This is a genomic window from Streptomyces sp. NPDC007983, assembly GCF_042958345.1.
Lineage (GTDB): Bacteria > Actinomycetota > Actinomycetes > Streptomycetales > Streptomycetaceae > Streptomyces.
Map to the genome: position 1 here is coordinate 1 of NZ_JBIBJI010000036.1, position 16309 is coordinate 16309.

At 69.1% G+C, this 16309-nt stretch carries 9 protein-coding genes and 4 pseudogenes; 4 read left to right on the forward strand and 9 right to left on the reverse strand.

Annotated elements, in window-relative coordinates; all coding sequences use genetic code 11:
* Positions 1–94, reverse strand: a pseudogene (locus tag ACFZCY_RS43535) (IS3 family transposase); the annotation flags it as partial.
* Between the two features lie 58 nt (positions 95–152).
* On the opposite strand from ACFZCY_RS43535, the pseudogene ACFZCY_RS43540 reads away from it, so the two are divergent.
* A pseudogene (locus tag ACFZCY_RS43540) lies at positions 153–1237 on the forward strand (integrase core domain-containing protein).
* A 43-nt stretch (positions 1238–1280) separates the two neighbouring features.
* Here ACFZCY_RS43540 and ACFZCY_RS43545 read toward each other — a convergent pair.
* From ACFZCY_RS43545 to ACFZCY_RS43570, 6 genes are all read right to left on the reverse strand, one after another.
* Complete coding sequence (locus ACFZCY_RS43545) at positions 1281–1943, reverse strand: TetR family transcriptional regulator (RefSeq protein WP_391187036.1); 663 nt, start codon at positions 1941–1943, stop codon at positions 1281–1283.
* Positions 1944–1982: 39 nt separating this feature from the next.
* Entirely contained in the window at positions 1983–4418 is a 2436-nt protein-coding gene (locus ACFZCY_RS43550) for a glycoside hydrolase family 3 C-terminal domain-containing protein (RefSeq protein ID WP_391187042.1), read from the reverse strand.
* Positions 4419–4450: 32 nt separating this feature from the next.
* A complete protein-coding gene (locus tag ACFZCY_RS43555) occupies positions 4451–5728 on the reverse strand; it encodes an MFS transporter (RefSeq protein WP_391187044.1) in 1278 nt (425 codons plus the stop codon).
* 227 nt (positions 5729–5955) lie between these two features.
* Positions 5956–7044 carry an integrase core domain-containing protein gene (locus ACFZCY_RS43560; RefSeq protein ID WP_391187046.1) on the reverse strand — a complete coding sequence of 363 codons (1089 nt, stop codon included), beginning with the start codon at positions 7042–7044 and terminating at the stop codon, positions 5956–5958.
* A 111-nt stretch (positions 7045–7155) separates the two neighbouring features.
* The gene (locus tag ACFZCY_RS43565; RefSeq protein ID WP_391187048.1) at positions 7156–11445 is read right to left on the reverse strand and encodes a caspase family protein; all 4290 of its coding nucleotides are present in this window, start codon (positions 11443–11445) and stop codon (positions 7156–7158) included.
* Positions 11446–11494: 49 nt separating this feature from the next.
* Positions 11495–12211: a hypothetical protein gene (locus tag ACFZCY_RS43570; protein ID WP_391187050.1), complete on the reverse strand. Its 717-nt coding sequence runs from the start codon at positions 12209–12211 to the stop codon at positions 11495–11497.
* Between the two features lie 788 nt (positions 12212–12999).
* Between ACFZCY_RS43570 and ACFZCY_RS43575 the strand changes: the two are divergent.
* A pseudogene (locus tag ACFZCY_RS43575) lies at positions 13000–13544 on the forward strand (transposase); the annotation flags it as partial.
* Here the strand turns inward: ACFZCY_RS43575 and ACFZCY_RS43580 are convergent.
* A complete protein-coding gene (locus tag ACFZCY_RS43580) occupies positions 13536–13997 on the reverse strand; it encodes a peptidoglycan-binding protein (protein ID WP_391187052.1) in 462 nt (153 codons plus the stop codon). The pseudogene ACFZCY_RS43575 and the gene ACFZCY_RS43580 overlap by 9 nt on opposite strands.
* A 213-nt stretch (positions 13998–14210) precedes the next feature.
* Between ACFZCY_RS43580 and ACFZCY_RS43585 the strand changes: the two are divergent.
* Positions 14211–15070, forward strand: a pseudogene (locus ACFZCY_RS43585) (transposase).
* A 148-nt stretch (positions 15071–15218) separates the two neighbouring features.
* Here the strand turns inward: ACFZCY_RS43585 and ACFZCY_RS43590 are convergent.
* Positions 15219–15800: a TIGR00730 family Rossman fold protein gene (locus ACFZCY_RS43590; RefSeq protein ID WP_391187054.1), complete on the reverse strand. Its 582-nt coding sequence runs from the start codon at positions 15798–15800 to the stop codon at positions 15219–15221.
* Positions 15801–16066: 266 nt separating this feature from the next.
* On the opposite strand from ACFZCY_RS43590, the gene ACFZCY_RS43595 reads away from it, so the two are divergent.
* Complete coding sequence (locus tag ACFZCY_RS43595; RefSeq protein ID WP_391187056.1) at positions 16067–16273, forward strand: MbtH family NRPS accessory protein; 207 nt, start codon at positions 16067–16069, stop codon at positions 16271–16273.
* Positions 16274–16309 lie beyond the last annotated feature (36 nt).

Here is a 16309-nt window from a genome sequence, read left to right on the forward strand (position 1 = left end):
GGCGTCTTCGACGTGTGACGCCGACGATCCCACGTTCGCGCATCACCCGCTCCACCCGCTTGCGGTTGACCGCACGGCCCAGGCGCCGCAGCTCGAAAAGTCATCGTCGCAGGTGGGAGTGGTACGGCCAGTCCGCTGGGATCATGTCCTCCGTGATCGTGTCCTTGCTGTACAACGTGACCCGGAAACTGCTGACCGTTCCATCGGTGCTCCTCCGTCGCGGGACAGCGAAGGACGCGGAACTTCTGGTGCTGCGGCACGAGAACGCGGTCCTGCGCCGCCAGCTGGCCGGACCGGTCCGCTACGAGCCCGCCGACCGGTTCTGGTTCGCCGCCCTGTCCGCGCTGATACCCCGACGCCACTGGCGCGAGATCTTCCCTGTCGCCCCCGGCACTCTGCTGGCCTGGCTTACCGCAGGTTCATCGCCGCGAAGTGGGACTACACCGCGCGCCGACGCACCGGACGCCCACCCACCCGGACAGAGATCAAGAAGCTCGTCCTACGACTGGCCAGGGAGAACCCAAGGTGGGGACACCGGCGGATCCAGGAGGAGTTGACCCGACTCGGGCATCGGATCGCCGCCTCGACGGTCTGAGAGATCCTCCATGCCGCGGGCGTCGATCCGGCGCCACGTCGCTCAGGTCCCACCTGGCGCGAGTTCCTGACCGCGCAAGCCGAAGGCATCATCGCGGCAGACTTCTTTCACATCGACACCGCCCTCGGCAGGCGGTCGTACGCGCTCGTGTTCCTCGAGCACGGCACCCGGCGGCTGCACATCACTGGGGTCACCGCCCGCCCGACATGGAACTGGGCGGTGCAACAGGCGAGGAATCTCACCGCCGACCTGGGCGGACGCGCAGGGTCCCTGCGCTTTCTGCTGCGCGACCGCGATGGCAAGTACGGCGAGGCGTTCGACGCCGTCTTCCAGGCCGAGGAGATCGAGATCCTCAAAAGTGCGCCACAGGCTCCCCGTATGAACGCGCACTGCGAACGCATCATCGGCAGCATCCGACGCGAAGCCCTCGACCACGTCCTCATCATGAACGAGGCCCACGCCCGCCACGTCCTCGCGGCCTACGAGCGGCACTACAACCAGCACCGCCCCCACCAAGCCCGGAACCAGCTCCCACCCGACGCTCACGAACAACCCGCCGCAGCGCATGACCTCCACACTCCCAAAGTCGAGCGCACCCGGATCCTCGGCGGCCTCATCAACGAGTACAGATACGCGGCATGACGTGCAGCGATGACTTTTCGAGCGGCACAGGTTGCCGCAGGTGTCATGCGGAGCTGCCGTCGGCGGCCGGTGTGGTGTCCCATTGTGTGCGCAGGCCGGAGACGAAGGTGGTGAAGTCGGCGACCATGTCCGTGCCGCCGGTGTCGAGCAGCCATTGCTGCTGCAAGCCGTCGAGGGTGGCGATTGTGAGGCGCACGAGGACGGCGACGGGTGCGTCGGGGTGGATCTCGCCGCGGTGCTGGCCGTCGCGGATGGCGTCGGTGAGCCAGTTCCGGGTGCTGGTGTAGTGGTCGAGCAGCCACGCGTGGGCGGGATGGCCGGGTTCGGTGGCCTCGGCGGAGAGCCGCACGAACAGCCCGACGAGTTCGGGTCGGGTGGAGTTGCGCGCCACGAGACCGGTCAGGGCGTCGAAGGCGGCCCAGCCGAGTGGCGGGCGGTCGTCGGTACCGGCGAGGAACCGCCCGTCCTCGGCTTCGCGGTGTTCGAGCACCGCCGCGAGCAACGCCGCCTTGTTGGGGAAGTGATGCAGGAGACCGGACTGGGACAGATCCGCCTTCTCGGCCACCAGAGCGATGCTGGTGCCCCGGTAACCGGCGGTGGAGAACAGCTCGATGGCGGCCCGGACCGCCTTCGCACGGGATTCGGCGCCTGCCGCCTCCACCCTGGACCTCGCACGGGGGGTGCGGTAGCGGGGTGGGAAGGACATGGGGCGTGCTCCTTATGGGTGAGGCGGTCCGGGCTCGGGTCAGCGCGACGAGTGCAGGGCCAGCGTAATGCGCGTGTCGCCGAGACCTCGCGCGACCAGTACCTGGCTGCCCGGCAGCGCCCGCCAGACCTGTGCGTCGGTGTCCCAGCGGCGCTGGGCACGAGGGTCACAGGGGACCTCGATGGTTGCCGTCTCATCCGGGCGTACGTGCACGCCCGCCCAGCCGATGAGCCGGACCGGCTCGGCGGGGTCGGCCGGCCGCAGATAGAGCTGAACGACTTCGCGGGAGGCATGGGTTCCGATGTTGGTGACCTGGGCCCGCACACTGCGGACCATGCCGTCGTGGACGGTCGCGTCGGCGTGCTCGTAGCGCCAGGCCCCGTAGCCCAGACCGTGGCCGAACCAGAACAGCGGTTGCGGGCATTCGGGTGTGGCCCACCCGCGGTAGCCGAACGCGGCGCCCTCGGTGTAGGCGAGCGCGCCGTCGGTCGGGGTGGTGTCCCAGGCCGGACCGTCGCCGTCATGGGCGGGGAAGGTGGTGACCAGCCGGCCGGCGGGTTCGACCTCGCCGAGCAGCGCGGCGGCGACCGCGTCGCCCGCTTCCTGACCGGGCAGCCCGGCCCACAGCACCGCGTCGACCCGGTCGAGCCAGGGCATGAGCACGGGGGTGGCCGCGTTGATCACGACGACGGTGCGCTTCGCCGCCGCGGCGACCGCGGCCACCAGGGCGTCCTGCTCTCCCGGCAGCGCGAGGGTCGTCTTGTCGAGCCCTTCGGTTTCCTGTTCGTCGGTCAGGCCGACCACCACGACTGCCACATCGGCGTGGGCGGCGGCGCGGGCCGCCGCGCCGATCGCCGTGGCCGGCGGGGGCGAGGCGGGGCGGGCGATCAGGCCGCATCGGCTGTGTTCCACCAGCCGGGGGCGGGTGGCCGTGAGGATCACGCCGGGTTCGAGGTCGAGCTTCGTGGTCCACGCCGGTGGATTGAGCACGCCCGCGGAGAACGCGGCGGCGCCGTCCTGGCTGATGGTGTACCGCCGCGAACCGGCCCGGACGGCCCATTCGCCCAGCCCGGTCACGCCGATCTGCATACGAGCCGGGGCGTCCAGCGCGATCCGGGCCGTCAGTTCGATGGTGTCGGCGCTGTCGAGCCAGCTGCCGCGTCCGGTGACGAGTTCGGTCACCTCGGTGTGGCGGGAGTCCAGCACCGCACCGGTGGCGTCCCGAGCGGTGACCCGCATGCCGGGCAGCCCGGTTTCCGGGTCGCGCAGCAGGTCCGGCACGGGCACCGGGCGGTGCCGGACCTCCACCCCGTCGGACAGGGTCACCCGGTCCTGGCCGAGCGCGGTGATCAGCCCTTCGGCGATGGACACCACATGGGGTGGCCGCAGCTTCGCCGAGCCGCCGCCCTGCACGATGGTTTCGACGGCATGCCGTCCGATCACCGCCACGCTCCCGGTGTCGGCCGCGAGAGGCAGCGCGCCCTCGCGGTTGACGAGTACGGTCATGCCGCCCGCGGCGAGACGCCGCAACTGGTCACGGCGGGCGGGGCTGTCCGGCGCCGGCAGCTCACGGCTCCGGTCGGCGGAGGATGCGGGGAACCGGCCGACCCTGGAGGCCAGTCGAAGAAGTCGCCGCAGGTGCTCGTCGACGGCGCTCTCCCCGACCACACCGGCGCGCACGGCCGTCACCAGGCGGTGTCCCCACGGTCCGTCGGGTCCGGGCATCACCAGGTCCAGCCCCCCGCCGGCGCTGGCCACGGTGGAGCGGGTGGCGTACCAGTCGGACATCACCACGCCGTCGAAGCCCCACTCGCCCTTGAGCACCCCGTCGATGAGTTCGGTGTGCTCAGTGGCGGGCGTCCCGTTGACCCCGTTGTAGGCGGCCATGACCGACCACGCGCGGGCATCGGTCACCACCATCTCGAAGGGCAGCAAATACACTTCGCGCAGCGTCCGCTCGTCGATGACCGAGTCGACGGTGGTGCGTTCGGTCTCGGACTCGTTGGCGAGGAAGTGCTTGGGCGTCGCGGCGACCCCGTGCTGCTGGAGCCCGCGGACGAAACCGCTCGCCAGCGCCCCGGTCAGCAGGGGGTCCTCGCTGTACGTCTCGAACAGCCGCCCGCCCAGCGGGGTGCGGTGCAGGTTGATCGTCGGGCCGAGCACCACGTGCGCGTCGTGCGCGGCGGCCTCCTCCGCCAGGAGGGCTCCGACCTGCTCCGCCACTGTCACATCCCAGTGCTGGGCCAGCAGGGTGGCGTTGGGCAGCAGACAGGACCTGCGGCCACCGGTGAACTCCGGGCCCCGTACACCGGTGGGGCCGTCCGACAGCCTCACCTCGTCCAGCCCGATCTCGGGCTCGGCGTGCAGCGCGAACATCGCCGCCCCGGTGAGCAGGCACACCTTCCGGTCGAGGTCGAGCGTCTCGATCGCCTTCTCGATACGGCCCGTCGGGTCGTCGGGTGCGTCAGCGGTCATGATGTCCTTTTCGATTCGACGGAGTTCGGGGGTCAACGGACCTTCTTCACCGGGAGGATGGCCAGTGCTCCCACCAGGCAGATCGCGGCCGCGGTGGTCAGCAGCACCGTGTAGTTGTGGCTGCCTCCGACGCTGATCAGCACCGCGCCCAGGCCCGGCGCGATCGACTGCGGGCCGACGTTGGCGATGTTGAACACCCCGAGGTCCTTCGCCGCGTCGTCGGGGTCGGGCAGCACGTCGATCACCAGTGCCAGATCCACCCCCATGTAGATGCCGTAGCCCAGCCCGCACACCACCTCGGCGAGGTAGAACATCTCGAGGGAGTTGGCGCCGATCAACATGGCCAGGCCGATCCCGAAGATCAGCGTCGCGGAGAACACGAACGCCTTCCGGCGCCGCAGCCGGTCGGAGAGCCACCCGGTGGTCTGCGCGGCGATGACCAGGGCGATCGTGTAGACCAGCACGCCGGTGGCCATCACTCCCGTCGCCCGCGCGACCGACAGCGTGAACTCGTGCTGGAGGTAGAGCAGCCGGAACGTGGTGAACAGATACGAGGCCAGGACGAGCAGGAACCGCGACACCCAGACGAAGGCGAAGTCGGGGTACCGGCGGGGGTTCACCCAGAACGTCTTCAGCACGGTGCGCAGCCCGCCCTCGCGCGGCGGCCGGTGCGGCAGCGGACGATCCGGCAGGACGACGGCGAACAGCAACATCAGTCCCAGTCCCACCAGGCCGGGAACGAGGAACAGCACCAGCACGTGCCCGCTGAAGAACTTGCCCGCGTAGGCGGCGCCGAGGATCGCGAGGTTCTGCATCACCCCGAGCAGCCCGGCCACCTTGCCCCGCTGGAACATCGGCACCTGATCCGCGACGGTCGCCACGTGGGCGGCCAGCGCCGCGTTCGCCGACACCTGTCCGACGAACCACGCCACCACGACCACGGTCAGGCTCTGCGCCGTCGCGATGATCAACAGGCATATGGCCAGGCCCAGCACGCCCGCCACCAGCCATGGCCGACGGCGCCCGAACCGGCCGGTCGTACGGTCGCTGATCCGCCCGAAGACCGGGTTCGCCACGAACGCCGCCACCGCGCCCACCGTGGACGCCAGCCCCAGCGCCCCGACCTCGTGCCCCGGTGCCACGGCCTGCACTTTGACCGCCAGTCCGACGAACACGGGGGCCGCCAGCGCCAGGAACAACCCCAGCTGCGCCAAGGCCATCGTGGTCACCAGCCATCTGCCGACCGGCCGCGTCGGCGCACCCGTCACCGATGACACATCCGCCCCGGACTCCGATCCCACCACCGTCATCTCAGCCTCCTCGCCGCGACGCGGAGACGCTCCGGCACCTCCGTCGACGTATTGGCCGGTATCACACCACGTTGACCGACCGAGTGCACGGTCTGTATGTCAAAAAGTTATATTCATGCCCCAGACCTTCTACGCGTAACAGCACAATAACGGCGCTGAGCGCAACATCCACCGGTGCCCAGTCATGCTGAGGCAGCATGTGCCGTTCAGAAATCTGTCGCGGCAGGTCAGGCCGCGTGTCTGTACTCGTTGATCAGGCCGCCGAGGACGCGAGTCTGGAGTAGTCGTGGCGGAGTGCTCGAGTCGGTCAATGGTGCGGTCCGGCTGTCGGTAAGGGGCGGACGTTGCTCTCGGGCCTGATGGGGGCGATGGCCGTTGTAGTGCCGGGCGTAGACGTCGAGGACGTGGCGAGCGTGGGTCTCGTTCCAGATCAGCACGTGATCGAGGAGTTCACGCCGCAGTGTCCCGATGACTCTCTCGCAGTGCGCGTTCATCCGCGGGGACCGCGGGGCGGTCCTGACCGTTTCGATGCCCTCAGCTTCGAAGACCGCGTCGAAGGATTCGGTGTATTTGCTGTCCCGGTCGCGGATCACAAAGCGCAGCGACTCGAGGCGCACGTCTACCTCAAGAGCGAGGTTGCGGGCCTGTTGGGCCGTCCACTGCGCAGTCGGATGAGCGGTGACGCCGGCGATGTGGAGGCGGCGCGTGCCGTGCTCGAGGAAGACCAGCGCGTAGACCCGGCGAAGGCTTGCCAGGTCGATGTGCAGGAAGTCGCAGGCAACGATGGCCTCGGACTGGGATGTCAGGAACTCGCGCCATGTCGGCCCGCTGCGGCGGGGAGCCGGGTCGACACCGGCTGCCGTCAAGATCTTCCAGACTGTGGAGGCTCCGATCTTGTGGCCCAGCCGGGCGAGTTCCCCTTGGATCCTGCGGCAGCCCCAGCGCGGGTTCTCGCGTGCCAGCCGTAGCACCAGCTCCTTCACGGCTTCCGCTGTCGCCGGCCGGCCCGGCCTGGTCCGGCACTCGCTGTAGTCCCACCTGCGTGCAACGAGACGCCGATGCCAGCGGAGCAACGTCCCTGGCGTAACAGGGAACACTTGCGCCCAGCGACGCCGGGGTATCAGCGAGGACAATGCCGCGAACCACAACCGTTCCGCCCACTGATACCGCACCGGACTCGCAAGTTGCCTGCGCAGCACCGCGTTCTCGTGCCGGAGCACGAGCAATTCAGCATCTCTGGACGTCCGCCGACGCAGCAACACCGCAGGAACCGAGAGCAGCTTCCGTGTGACCTGATACACCAGTGACACGATCACCTGGACATGGTCCCAGCACGCCCGCAGACCCCGCCAGACCACCTACGACCTGCAACGACGCATTCCTGAACGGCACAGGCTGCCCAGGTGATCAGGCGAGTCACCACCGGGTCACTGGACTGCCTGCCGCAGCACGGTGATCTGGTCGCCGTAGCAGCAGACCAGATGCCCGGTCTCGGCGAAGGTCAGGGCGTGGCATGCGTCTGGCGTGGGGACGGCGTCGAGGGTGCGATAGGTGTTCAGGTCCCACAGACGCACGGTCTCGTCGGAGGAGCAGGTGGCCGCGACGGGTCGGCCGTCAAGGGTGGTGGTTGCGACCGCGGTCACAATGCGTGGTGATGCCGTTCGAAGCGGAGGTGCCGCCAGAGGATGTGAATCGGCCAAGTGGCCGGTCAGCGGAGTGCCAGCGCGCAGCGAGGACAGGTCCCACACGGAGAGCCTGCCGCTGCTGTTGCCCGTGACGACGACGGGAGACGAGCCGCGCGCGACGAAGGCCATCGTCCTGACGCCGTGGGCACTGCTCATCCAATGGAAAGGACGCCTTGGGGCCCGCTCCCCGGTGGGCAGTACGGGTGGTTCTCCTGTAGTCAGGTCCCACACCCGGATGTCGCCACGCCTCGAGCCCACGATCCCGACCGGCCGACCGTGCAGTACGCCGCATGCCACCGCGGTGAGCGGGGTGCGGAGACCGAGGTCCTCGGGTCCCACATGAACGATCACGGGTGGGCCGAGCAGCTCACCGCGGTTGAGGTCCCACGCTCGTGCCGTGCCGTCCGCCGCCGCGCTGACAATGACCGGTCGATCGTTCAGGCTCATGCACGCCACCGCCGTGACCCGGTCCTCGTGTCCCCGGGCCGGTGGTAGGGCAGCCTGTCCGGTTGCTGCGTCCCAGACCCCGACCGTCAGGTCCGTCGAGCCCGTGACGACGACCGGCCGTCCGGCTAGCTCCGTGCAGACTAGGCTTGTTACGGCACCCGTATGACCGGTCCGAAGCGGTGCGAGCGGCTGTCCCGTGGCTACGTCCCACCGTCTCAGGACCGGGCTGTCGTGAGCGGTGACCGAGACCTGGCGGCCGTTCAGCTCCGTGCACGCCACAGCGGTCGCGATGGCATCGTGGCCTCCGTTCCCGACGCGTTTGCCGGCCGTGGTCAGCTCCCAAGTGCGAATGCTCCGGTCGTCGGAACCCGTCACCGCCACTAGACCGCTGTTCACCGTCGCGCAGGCTGCGGCCGTCACCTCACGCGTGTGCCCGTACATTGTCTTGCCCAACTGCTCGCGGGTGCTGAGGTCCCAGACCTTCACAGTGCGGTCGTCAGAGCCGGTGACAGCGACGAGATGTCCGTCCAGAACGGCACAGGCGAGGGCGTTCACCGATGCGGCGTGCCCGGTTTGGAGTTCGCCATACATGCGCCGGTCGGTGAGATCCCAAGCCTGTACCGTCCGGTCCCCTGAACAGGTCACGACCGTCGGACGGCCGCTTTGCTCGGTACACGTCAAGATGTTGATCTGTGAATGGTGGGTGATCGCGGCCTGGTGGGTGTGCTTGTCGAGGCCCAGCCTCCACACATGCAGGGTGCGGCGGCCTGCGGCAGTCACGGCTGCCGGATGGCCGTCGATCACCGTGCACGCGACCCCTCTCACCGAACCAGCGTGGTCATCCAGCGGATCGCCAATCTGTCTGCCCGTGGCCAGGTCCCAGACGCGCGCGGTGCCGTCGGCCGAACTGCTCACAGCCATCGCCCTGCCCCCGAGTTCCGTGCACGACACAGCGGTCACAGGGGCTTCGTGGCCGGTCAGGGGATCGCCGATGGGCCGGCCGGTGGCCAGGTCCCACAGCCGTAGCGTGCAGTCTCCGGATCCTGTGACCAGAACCGGCCGTCCCGCCAGATCCGTGCAGTACATCGCCATCACGGCACCGAGATGGCCGGTGTGCAGGTCGTCGATCCGCCGGCCGGTCACCAGATTCCACAGGCGCACGGTCGTGTCGCCGTAGCCCACTGCGACGACATCCTGTCCGTTCACCTTGCCGCAGGCCACGGAGCGCACCCGCCCCGTCTTGTGGGCGAGGATGGCCCGCAGGCCGGCCGACAAGGTGCCTCCGGAGCTCCACACCGGCTTCCAGGCGTGCTCATCGATCCCCGAGTTCAGCGTCGCGAGCAGAGCCGGGTCATCGTGATGGGCGGCATCCAAGGCGAGGATGCGGCGGCGCTCGCTCGAGTCCTCGTGGCGGTGCGCGCCGAAGGACGTTCGGTAAATCTCCGCCGCCCGGTAGGCGGGCCCGGACCGCACCTCGCGCAGGTGGGACATCAGCTCGTCGGGGTCGGCGTGCACGAGGAATTCGGCCTCTGTGACGACCTCGTCGAGCACCTCGCCCCGTACGGCGTGGGCGGGCAAATACCGCCGGGTGTAGGGGTGGGCGCGGCTCCAGTCACGTTCGCCGTCGAGGGCGCGGGGAACGCGCGAGATGAGGGCGTGTGTAACGCGGGCGTGCGCCTCGGTGGCGTCCACGTCCGCCCTGAGGTGTTCGGCCAGGGCCTCGTGGTAAAGGCGGTAGGCGGAGCGGCCGGATTCCGTGGCCTCGACCACGTATGCGCCGGCCGCGTGCCGCAGCCACATGATGTCGTCGTCCGTGTACACCCGCCCCGACAGCGCGCTTGCGAGTGACGCCCACAGGTCTTCCCAGGGCAGGCCCTGGCCCTCCGTGAACGCGAGCGGTCTCAGCAGGTCGACAGCGCGGTCCGCGTCGGAGCCGAGCCGTTCGGCCATGTCGTGCCGCATGGCCTCGCTGGGAAGCCGGGGCAGGGCAGCGCGCCAGGCCGGGTCGTCGGGGTCGGGCAGCACGGGCGTGGCAGCCAGGGTGCCCGCAGAGATCCGGGCGACGAGGAACGACGGACCCGCAGCGGCGGCGACACGCCGGGCGACGGACATGCGCAGCTCCTGCGGACAGTTCAGGTAGGGCGAGCCGGGGTGCGCTTGAAGGAGGTTGAGGACCGTGTATCGCAGCAGGGCGTCCGGGTCCGCGTACCGGTCGGCGTCCAGGTCGATCTGGTCTTCGCGGCGTAGGCCGAGCGTCGGCAGCAGGTGGGGGCGGGTGCCGAGCAGGAATCTGACGGGGACGCCGGTTTGCCGGATCAGCGGGAGTAACACCCGGCCGCACAGGGTGTCGGGGGTCATGGCCTCGTCCAGTGCATCGATCAAGACCGTGAACGTGCGGCCAGCGGCTTCACGGCGTAGTCCTTCGGCGAGCTCACCGACCGTGGTGGCCGGTACTCGGGCGGCCTCGGCCAGGCCCTGGAGCACTTGCTCGTCAGTCAGATGTTGGGCGTAGACGCTGACGTCGAGATCACCCGGGGCGGGCAGGTCGGCTGTTGCGGTTCCGATAGTGTCCAGCGGGATGATGCGGCGATGCTCCTCGTCGGTCAGGGCCGCGACCAGCCCGAGCACTGCGGTCTTGCCCGAGCCGGGGCCGGCGGTGACGGCCAGAACCGGTGACGTTTCGGCGCCGCCGACCCGAAGCCATGAGGTGATCTCGGCCAGCGCCCGGTGCCGGCCGGAGAACCACCAGCCCGCCCGGTCGGGGGTGGCCCCCATGGCGCGCACCAGGAACCGGGTGCGCAGCTCGGTCTCCCGCCGTTCGCGCTGTTCCTCCCACTGGATCGCCTGCTGGAGGGCGAGGTCCACCTCGGTGAGCCGGGCGTCGTGGCGGGGGTTGGGAAAGAAGGGAGGCGCCTCGCCGCTCATGCGGGCCAGGTTCGCGTTGATGTGCTGGTGCGGTGGTAAGGACGGATCATCGTTCATCCGCCCGACGAGGGCGTCAATGTCGAGGGTCGTCGGGCCGTGCCCTGCCGTAGCGAGGCTGTCCACGGCGTGTGCAAGGACGCGCGGGAAGGCTCCAGTCTCTGCCTGTTGGTGCGGGTAGGCGGATGTGAGGACGGCCAGTCCGGTCCCGAACTCATGGCGCCAGCCGTTGCCAGCACGGGTCAGGGTGGCGGCGACAAATTCGTTGCCCCCCTGGCCGGAGTAGCAAGTGTCGAGCATCAGCAGGAGCCGACGGATGGACGTGCCGCGCAGCATTTTGCGGGCCAGGGTCGCGGTGAGGAGGGCGTCGTCGATGTCCTCGGGATCGGTGTCGGACATCAGCAGGACGTGTTCGCCGGTATCGTCGAGGATCTCGCCGTGCCCGGCGATGTACACCGCCAGTATGTCGTCCGGTCGACGCTCCGAGGATCTGCAGAAGTCCCTCAGGTGCCGGGTCAGTTGATCGGATGTCGGGTCGAGGCCGAGGTCGGTGACGTGCTGGTAGCCGAGGCGGCCAGCGAACAGCTCTACGATGTCGTCCCGCGCCCCCACGAGGTTGGGACGGTCCCAGCCGAGGTGGCTCCCCGCCTGGTATCTCGTCACCGCCGTCGCGATGAGGAACCGGCGGGGCTCGCCACTACCGGCCGGCCAGTCACCGGACACCGAGCCCGCCAGCTATCGCCGACCCGACCCGGGTATCAGTCAGATAGGCCGTCGCATCGTGGGCACTCGCGCCGTTGTGCACGGCCACTCCTTCGACCTTAGGCCCGAACCAGGGGCGCAGGTCCTTGACGAGGGCGACGACATCACCGTGGTCAGCAACGTTCGTCCAGGCCAGGTCGTCCCCACCGGGCCAGGCTCCGAGTGGGGTCGGGGCGGGGCTCAGCCGGTCGAAGATCATGCGCACCCCGAGCGGTGAACCCAGTGTCACAAGCGCGCGGACGCTATGGCCCGGAGCGGAGCACAGGGCCTCGTAGGCCACTACCGAGCCGAGTGAGTGGGCGACGACGACCTGGGTGTCGTCCCCGATCTCCGAGAGGACGCGCTTGCGGGCAGCGGCCCGCACCTCGATGTCCAGCAGGTAGCGGCTGGTCTGTTTCAGGGCGCCGACGAGGGCGCGCAGCGCCAGGCCGGAGAAGAACCGTGACCGGGACAGCGCGCGCAGGGCAGCTTGCACCGAGCGCGGGGTCCGGGCGAGCGTGTCGGCGCCGGGCGGCACGACCGTGGAGTCCACCTCGGCCGCCGCCTTCCACCAGGCGAACAGCAGTTCAGTCTCGAATCCATCGGACACATCGGCGGCGGTGTACCGCGGCTCCCCGACCGCCAGCGGCTGTCCCGGAAGCCGGAACAGGTCCCCGTAGAAGGCCATGGAGATGCCACTGTGTGGGAGTTGGGTTGCGCCAGCCCGACGTAGTCCGTCAAGAAGGGCCGGGCGCCAGGTCACGAGCAGGCTCTCCTCGCCCCCCGTTTGCTGGCCCACCCCGTGCACACACACCACACGTGCCATGTCGTCCCCGTCCGTGCCCGTTCGGCACACGCAATCTTACGGTCGTTGAGGTCAGCCCCGGGTCGGAGTCCTGTCGGCGGAGCTCGTTGAGGTCCCGTCTGCGGGATTTAGGGCTCGACATAGGACAAGGTACCCCCGGGCCCGTTAACTCCTGCATAAACAATTACCAGTTGCCGGTACATCGCGCGCGGGGGATGCTGCCGGTGAAGTTCCCCCAGTGGAGACGATCACTGGCGGGCATGCGGGAGGGGAGACAGTGTGAACGTTGAGCACCCTCGGCCCCCGAGCGAGCCGCCATCGCGCTGCACCACACGATCAAGGCGACCCGGGACCGCTATCCGGCGACGCCTTGCGTATGGGCCGCAGACCTCCATACCGGCGCGTAGCCGGAGTGAAGTAGACGTCCCTGTCCCGGCCGCCGGGTCATTACTCCAGCCACAGGCTCAGGGCACAGTGCACGAGCTCCTTCACCACACCCGACACCACTCAACTGTCGGCGGTCCTCAGCTTGTCGTTTATCTGACGAGGTCGAAACGTGCCTCGAACTGGGTCGCTCACCTGGGCATTCGCCGGACATGCGGGTGGCCTCGGCTTGATCATGTGCTCCGACCAAGGACACACCTGACCAGACCGAGGCCGTGGAGACGATTGTGCTGCAGCAGGGGAACCGGCAGGAGGCGTTTGCGAGGCTGTCACGCTTCCATGGCGACTTCTACGACTGCTTGAACGGGCGCCGGGATGCTCTGTTCGAGCTTACTGACGCGTTGTTGTGTACGGACGGCCCGGTCAAAACCTGGTCGACCTCGCCCTGGCGCCGGAACACCGCCGTGGCCACGGCGCCTTGTACGGCGGCTTGAACAGGGGCCACGTGGACATCGGCCGGCTGCGGCGGACGCTTGCCGGACTGCCGCTGCCCAAGGCCGACGACGGCCGCTTGGTCCTGGCGGTCGACGTGTCGCCGTGGCTGCGGCCGGACGCCGCGACCTGCCCGGACCGTTCCTTCTGCCACATCTATGGCCGGGGCGAGGCAAAGCACCAGATGATCCCGGGCTGGCCGTACTCGATCGTGGCCGCGCTGGAGACCGGCCGCACCTCCTGGACCGCTGTACTTGACAGGCGGCAACGTGCGTCGGCTCGTCGTCCCGGAGGAGGCGACGAGCCGACGTGCGTGGCCGGGACGGCTGTTTCAGCAGTCGGCGGACGTCGGCCCGTCCCCGTTCGCGAACCGTTTAAAAGCGGCCTGTGTCTCCGGCCCGGGGGTGCCGTCGATCGGGCCGGTGTACCCGCGGCGAGCCGCCAGCAGGCGTTGCAGAGCGGCCACGGTGTCGTTGCGGAGGGATCCGTCGATCGCGCCGGTGTAGTCCCACCCGTTCTTCAGGCAGCGCTGGAAGGCCATCCAACTGTCAGTGCCTAGAAGCCCGTTGACCGGACCGTTGTAGCGCCAGTACCGCTTCAGCCACTGCTGGACGTTCCCGGCTTCTGAGGTGCCGAGGCCCAGGTTGGCGCCAGCGGCGGTGACAGTGCCTGAGCGGACTGCCGGAGTCGGCGTCGGCGCCTGCGCCGCGAAGCTCGGGTCGGCGCGACCGCAGACGATCCCGAGGACGGCCACCGCGCCGGCGACCGTCGTTGTCATGACGTGTGTGCGCATGGGGTCTCCGTAAGTTGTTAGGCGGCCCGGGAGGGCCGGATGTGGCTGATGGTGATTTGCCAGTTGTGGCTGCCATGGAGCGGCCGTCCGGCTCTCCGGGGCGCCCTGGCTGCTGATTGAGATGCGCGCGCTTCACGCGGTCGCTGTTTACGGAGATGACAGCCGGGGTGTTCCTCGGGCCGACGGCATCCTGTGGGATGCGAGGAGGGACGAGTGAGCAAGCGCCAGGCCCAGGTCTGGGCCGGGATCGACGCGGGTAAGGGGCACCACTGGGCCGCGGTGTTCGACGAGACCGGCACCACCTGTGGTCGAAGAAGATCGACAACGATGAATCGGCGGTCCTGGCCGCGCTCAGCGAGATCCTGGATTTGGTGGACGAGGTCCACTGGGCGGTGGACATCTCCGGCACGTGCTCCGCGCTGCTGCTGGCCCTGCTGGCGGCTCACGGCCAGCGGGCTGTCTACGTGCCGGGCCGCATGGTCAACCGCATGGCCGGTGCCCACCGGGGTGAGGCGAAGACCGATGCCCGCGACGCTTACGTCATCGCCGAGACCGCCTTGCCCGGCGAGGATGTCGCCGCGCAGATCGTCGCCGACCTGGCCATACAGGTCCTGGCCCTGAACGACCGCTTGAAGCGGATCGACCGGCAGATCCGCGACACCTTCCGCAGCCACCCGCAGGCGGAGATCATCGAGTCCTTGCCCGGCATGGGCCCGATACTGGGAGCGGAGTTCGTGGTCGCCGCCGGTGACCTGTCCGCCTACCTGCATGCCGGCCACCTGGCCTCGGCGGCCGGGCTGGTGTCTGTCCCACGCGACTCCGGCCGCCGGAGCGGCAACCTGCACCGGCCCAAGCGCTACAGCCGCCGCCTGCGACGGGTGTTCTACATGTCCGCCCAGACCAGCATCATTCGCGACGGGCCGAACCGGGACTTCTGCCTGAAGCGCGGCGAGGGCTGCAAACACGTCCAGGGCGTGGTCGCCCTCGCCCGCCGACGGGCCAGTGTCCTGTGGGCGCTCCTGCGCGACAATCGGGTCTTCACCTCCGCCCGGCCGGTCGCGCAGGCGGCTTGACTTCGTCATAGAGACTCTTTCGCAGAAGTCAGAGAAGGCGGAAGTGGTCGTGCCTAGGCCGACCGCGCGGACATGCGCCCGGCGCAGATGGTCTGTTCTCAGGCGTTACGACCGGTCAGGGCGTCGAGTCCGGCCGGTGCCCGGTCGGTCAGCCGGCCAGGGCCGCCGGTTCGTTCAGGGTGATCAGGTCGAGGCACTCCCCCACATCGGTGCCGGCCTGCACGAGCTCGCGGTCATGAGCCGACATGAATCCCTCAGCTACGAGGTGGTCGAGGAGGGCGATCAACGGATCGAAGAAACCGTGCGTGTTGACCAGCACGATCGGTTTGTCGTGGAAGCCGAGCTGATTCCAGGTGGCTACCTCCATCAACTCGTCCAGGGTGCCGTAGCCGCCGGGCAGGACGGCGAACGCCTCGGAGAGCCGGTACATCAGCGCTTTGCGATCGTGCATGCCGCGCACCACGAATATCTCTCCGCGGGCCTTGTCGGGCCGCTCCCGCTCGTGCAGGTCGTGCGGGATCACTCCGGTGACGGGAGCTCCGGCGTCGATGGCGCCGTCGGCGACCGCGCCCATCACGCCGACGCCCCCGGCGCCGTAGACCAGCCCCAGTCCGCGGGCCCCGAGGGCGGCACCGAAGTCGTACGCGAGCTCGGCGTGGCGTGGGCCGCTGCCGGGACGTGCCCCGCAGAACACGCCGATGGATCGAGGGGTTCGAACGGTTTCGGACATGGACCTCTCCACTGTTCCGGCGGGCGGGCCCGCAGCCGGGCCGCTGTCGGGGGGCGATCCTTCCAGCGCCTTCTATATGCCTCCCATAGCCCTTGTGACCTGCGGATTTGATGAATCTCGCGGCTGTATAGAGGGCGTGTTCACGCCGTATAGGTGGGGTATAGAGCGCACCCGAATATTCCTTCGAGTACGGCTCCGACTCCTGTCGGGCCATCCGGCTCCGGGTTTCAACGGAGCCGTCCGACCCCAGCCGCCGAGGGAGCGCCATGACCGCCACCACCACCCATCGCGTCGTACTCAACGATGAGGAGCAGTACTCGATCTGGTGGGCCGACCGGGAGCTGCCCGCGGGCTGGCGCCCCGAGGGCTTCGAGGGCACCCACGAGGGCTGCCTGGAACACATTGCCGAGGTGTGGACCGACATGCGTCCGCTGAGCCTGCGCCGCCGGATGGAGCAGCGGAGCGCCGGCTGACCAGACCCGAGTACCACAGGCCCAGGCCATAGAGGA

Bases quoted from the DNA above. Each gene is read 5' to 3' on its own strand.
- ACFZCY_RS43595 (WP_391187056.1), top strand. From the start codon at position 16,067: ATGACCGCCACCACCACCCATCGCGTCGTACTCAACGATGAGGAGCAG.
- ACFZCY_RS43550 (WP_391187042.1), bottom strand. From the start codon at position 4,418: ATGACCGCTGACGCACCCGACGACCCGACGGGCCGTATCGAGAAGGCG.
- ACFZCY_RS43590 (WP_391187054.1), bottom strand. From the start codon at position 15,800: ATGTCCGAAACCGTTCGAACCCCTCGATCCATCGGCGTGTTCTGCGGG.
- ACFZCY_RS43555 (WP_391187044.1), bottom strand. From the start codon at position 5,728: ATGACGGTGGTGGGATCGGAGTCCGGGGCGGATGTGTCATCGGTGACG.
- ACFZCY_RS43570 (WP_391187050.1), bottom strand. From the start codon at position 12,211: ATGGCCTTCTACGGGGACCTGTTCCGGCTTCCGGGACAGCCGCTGGCG.
- ACFZCY_RS43580 (WP_391187052.1), bottom strand. From the start codon at position 13,997: ATGCGCACACACGTCATGACAACGACGGTCGCCGGCGCGGTGGCCGTC.
- ACFZCY_RS43545 (WP_391187036.1), bottom strand. From the start codon at position 1,943: ATGTCCTTCCCACCCCGCTACCGCACCCCCCGTGCGAGGTCCAGGGTG.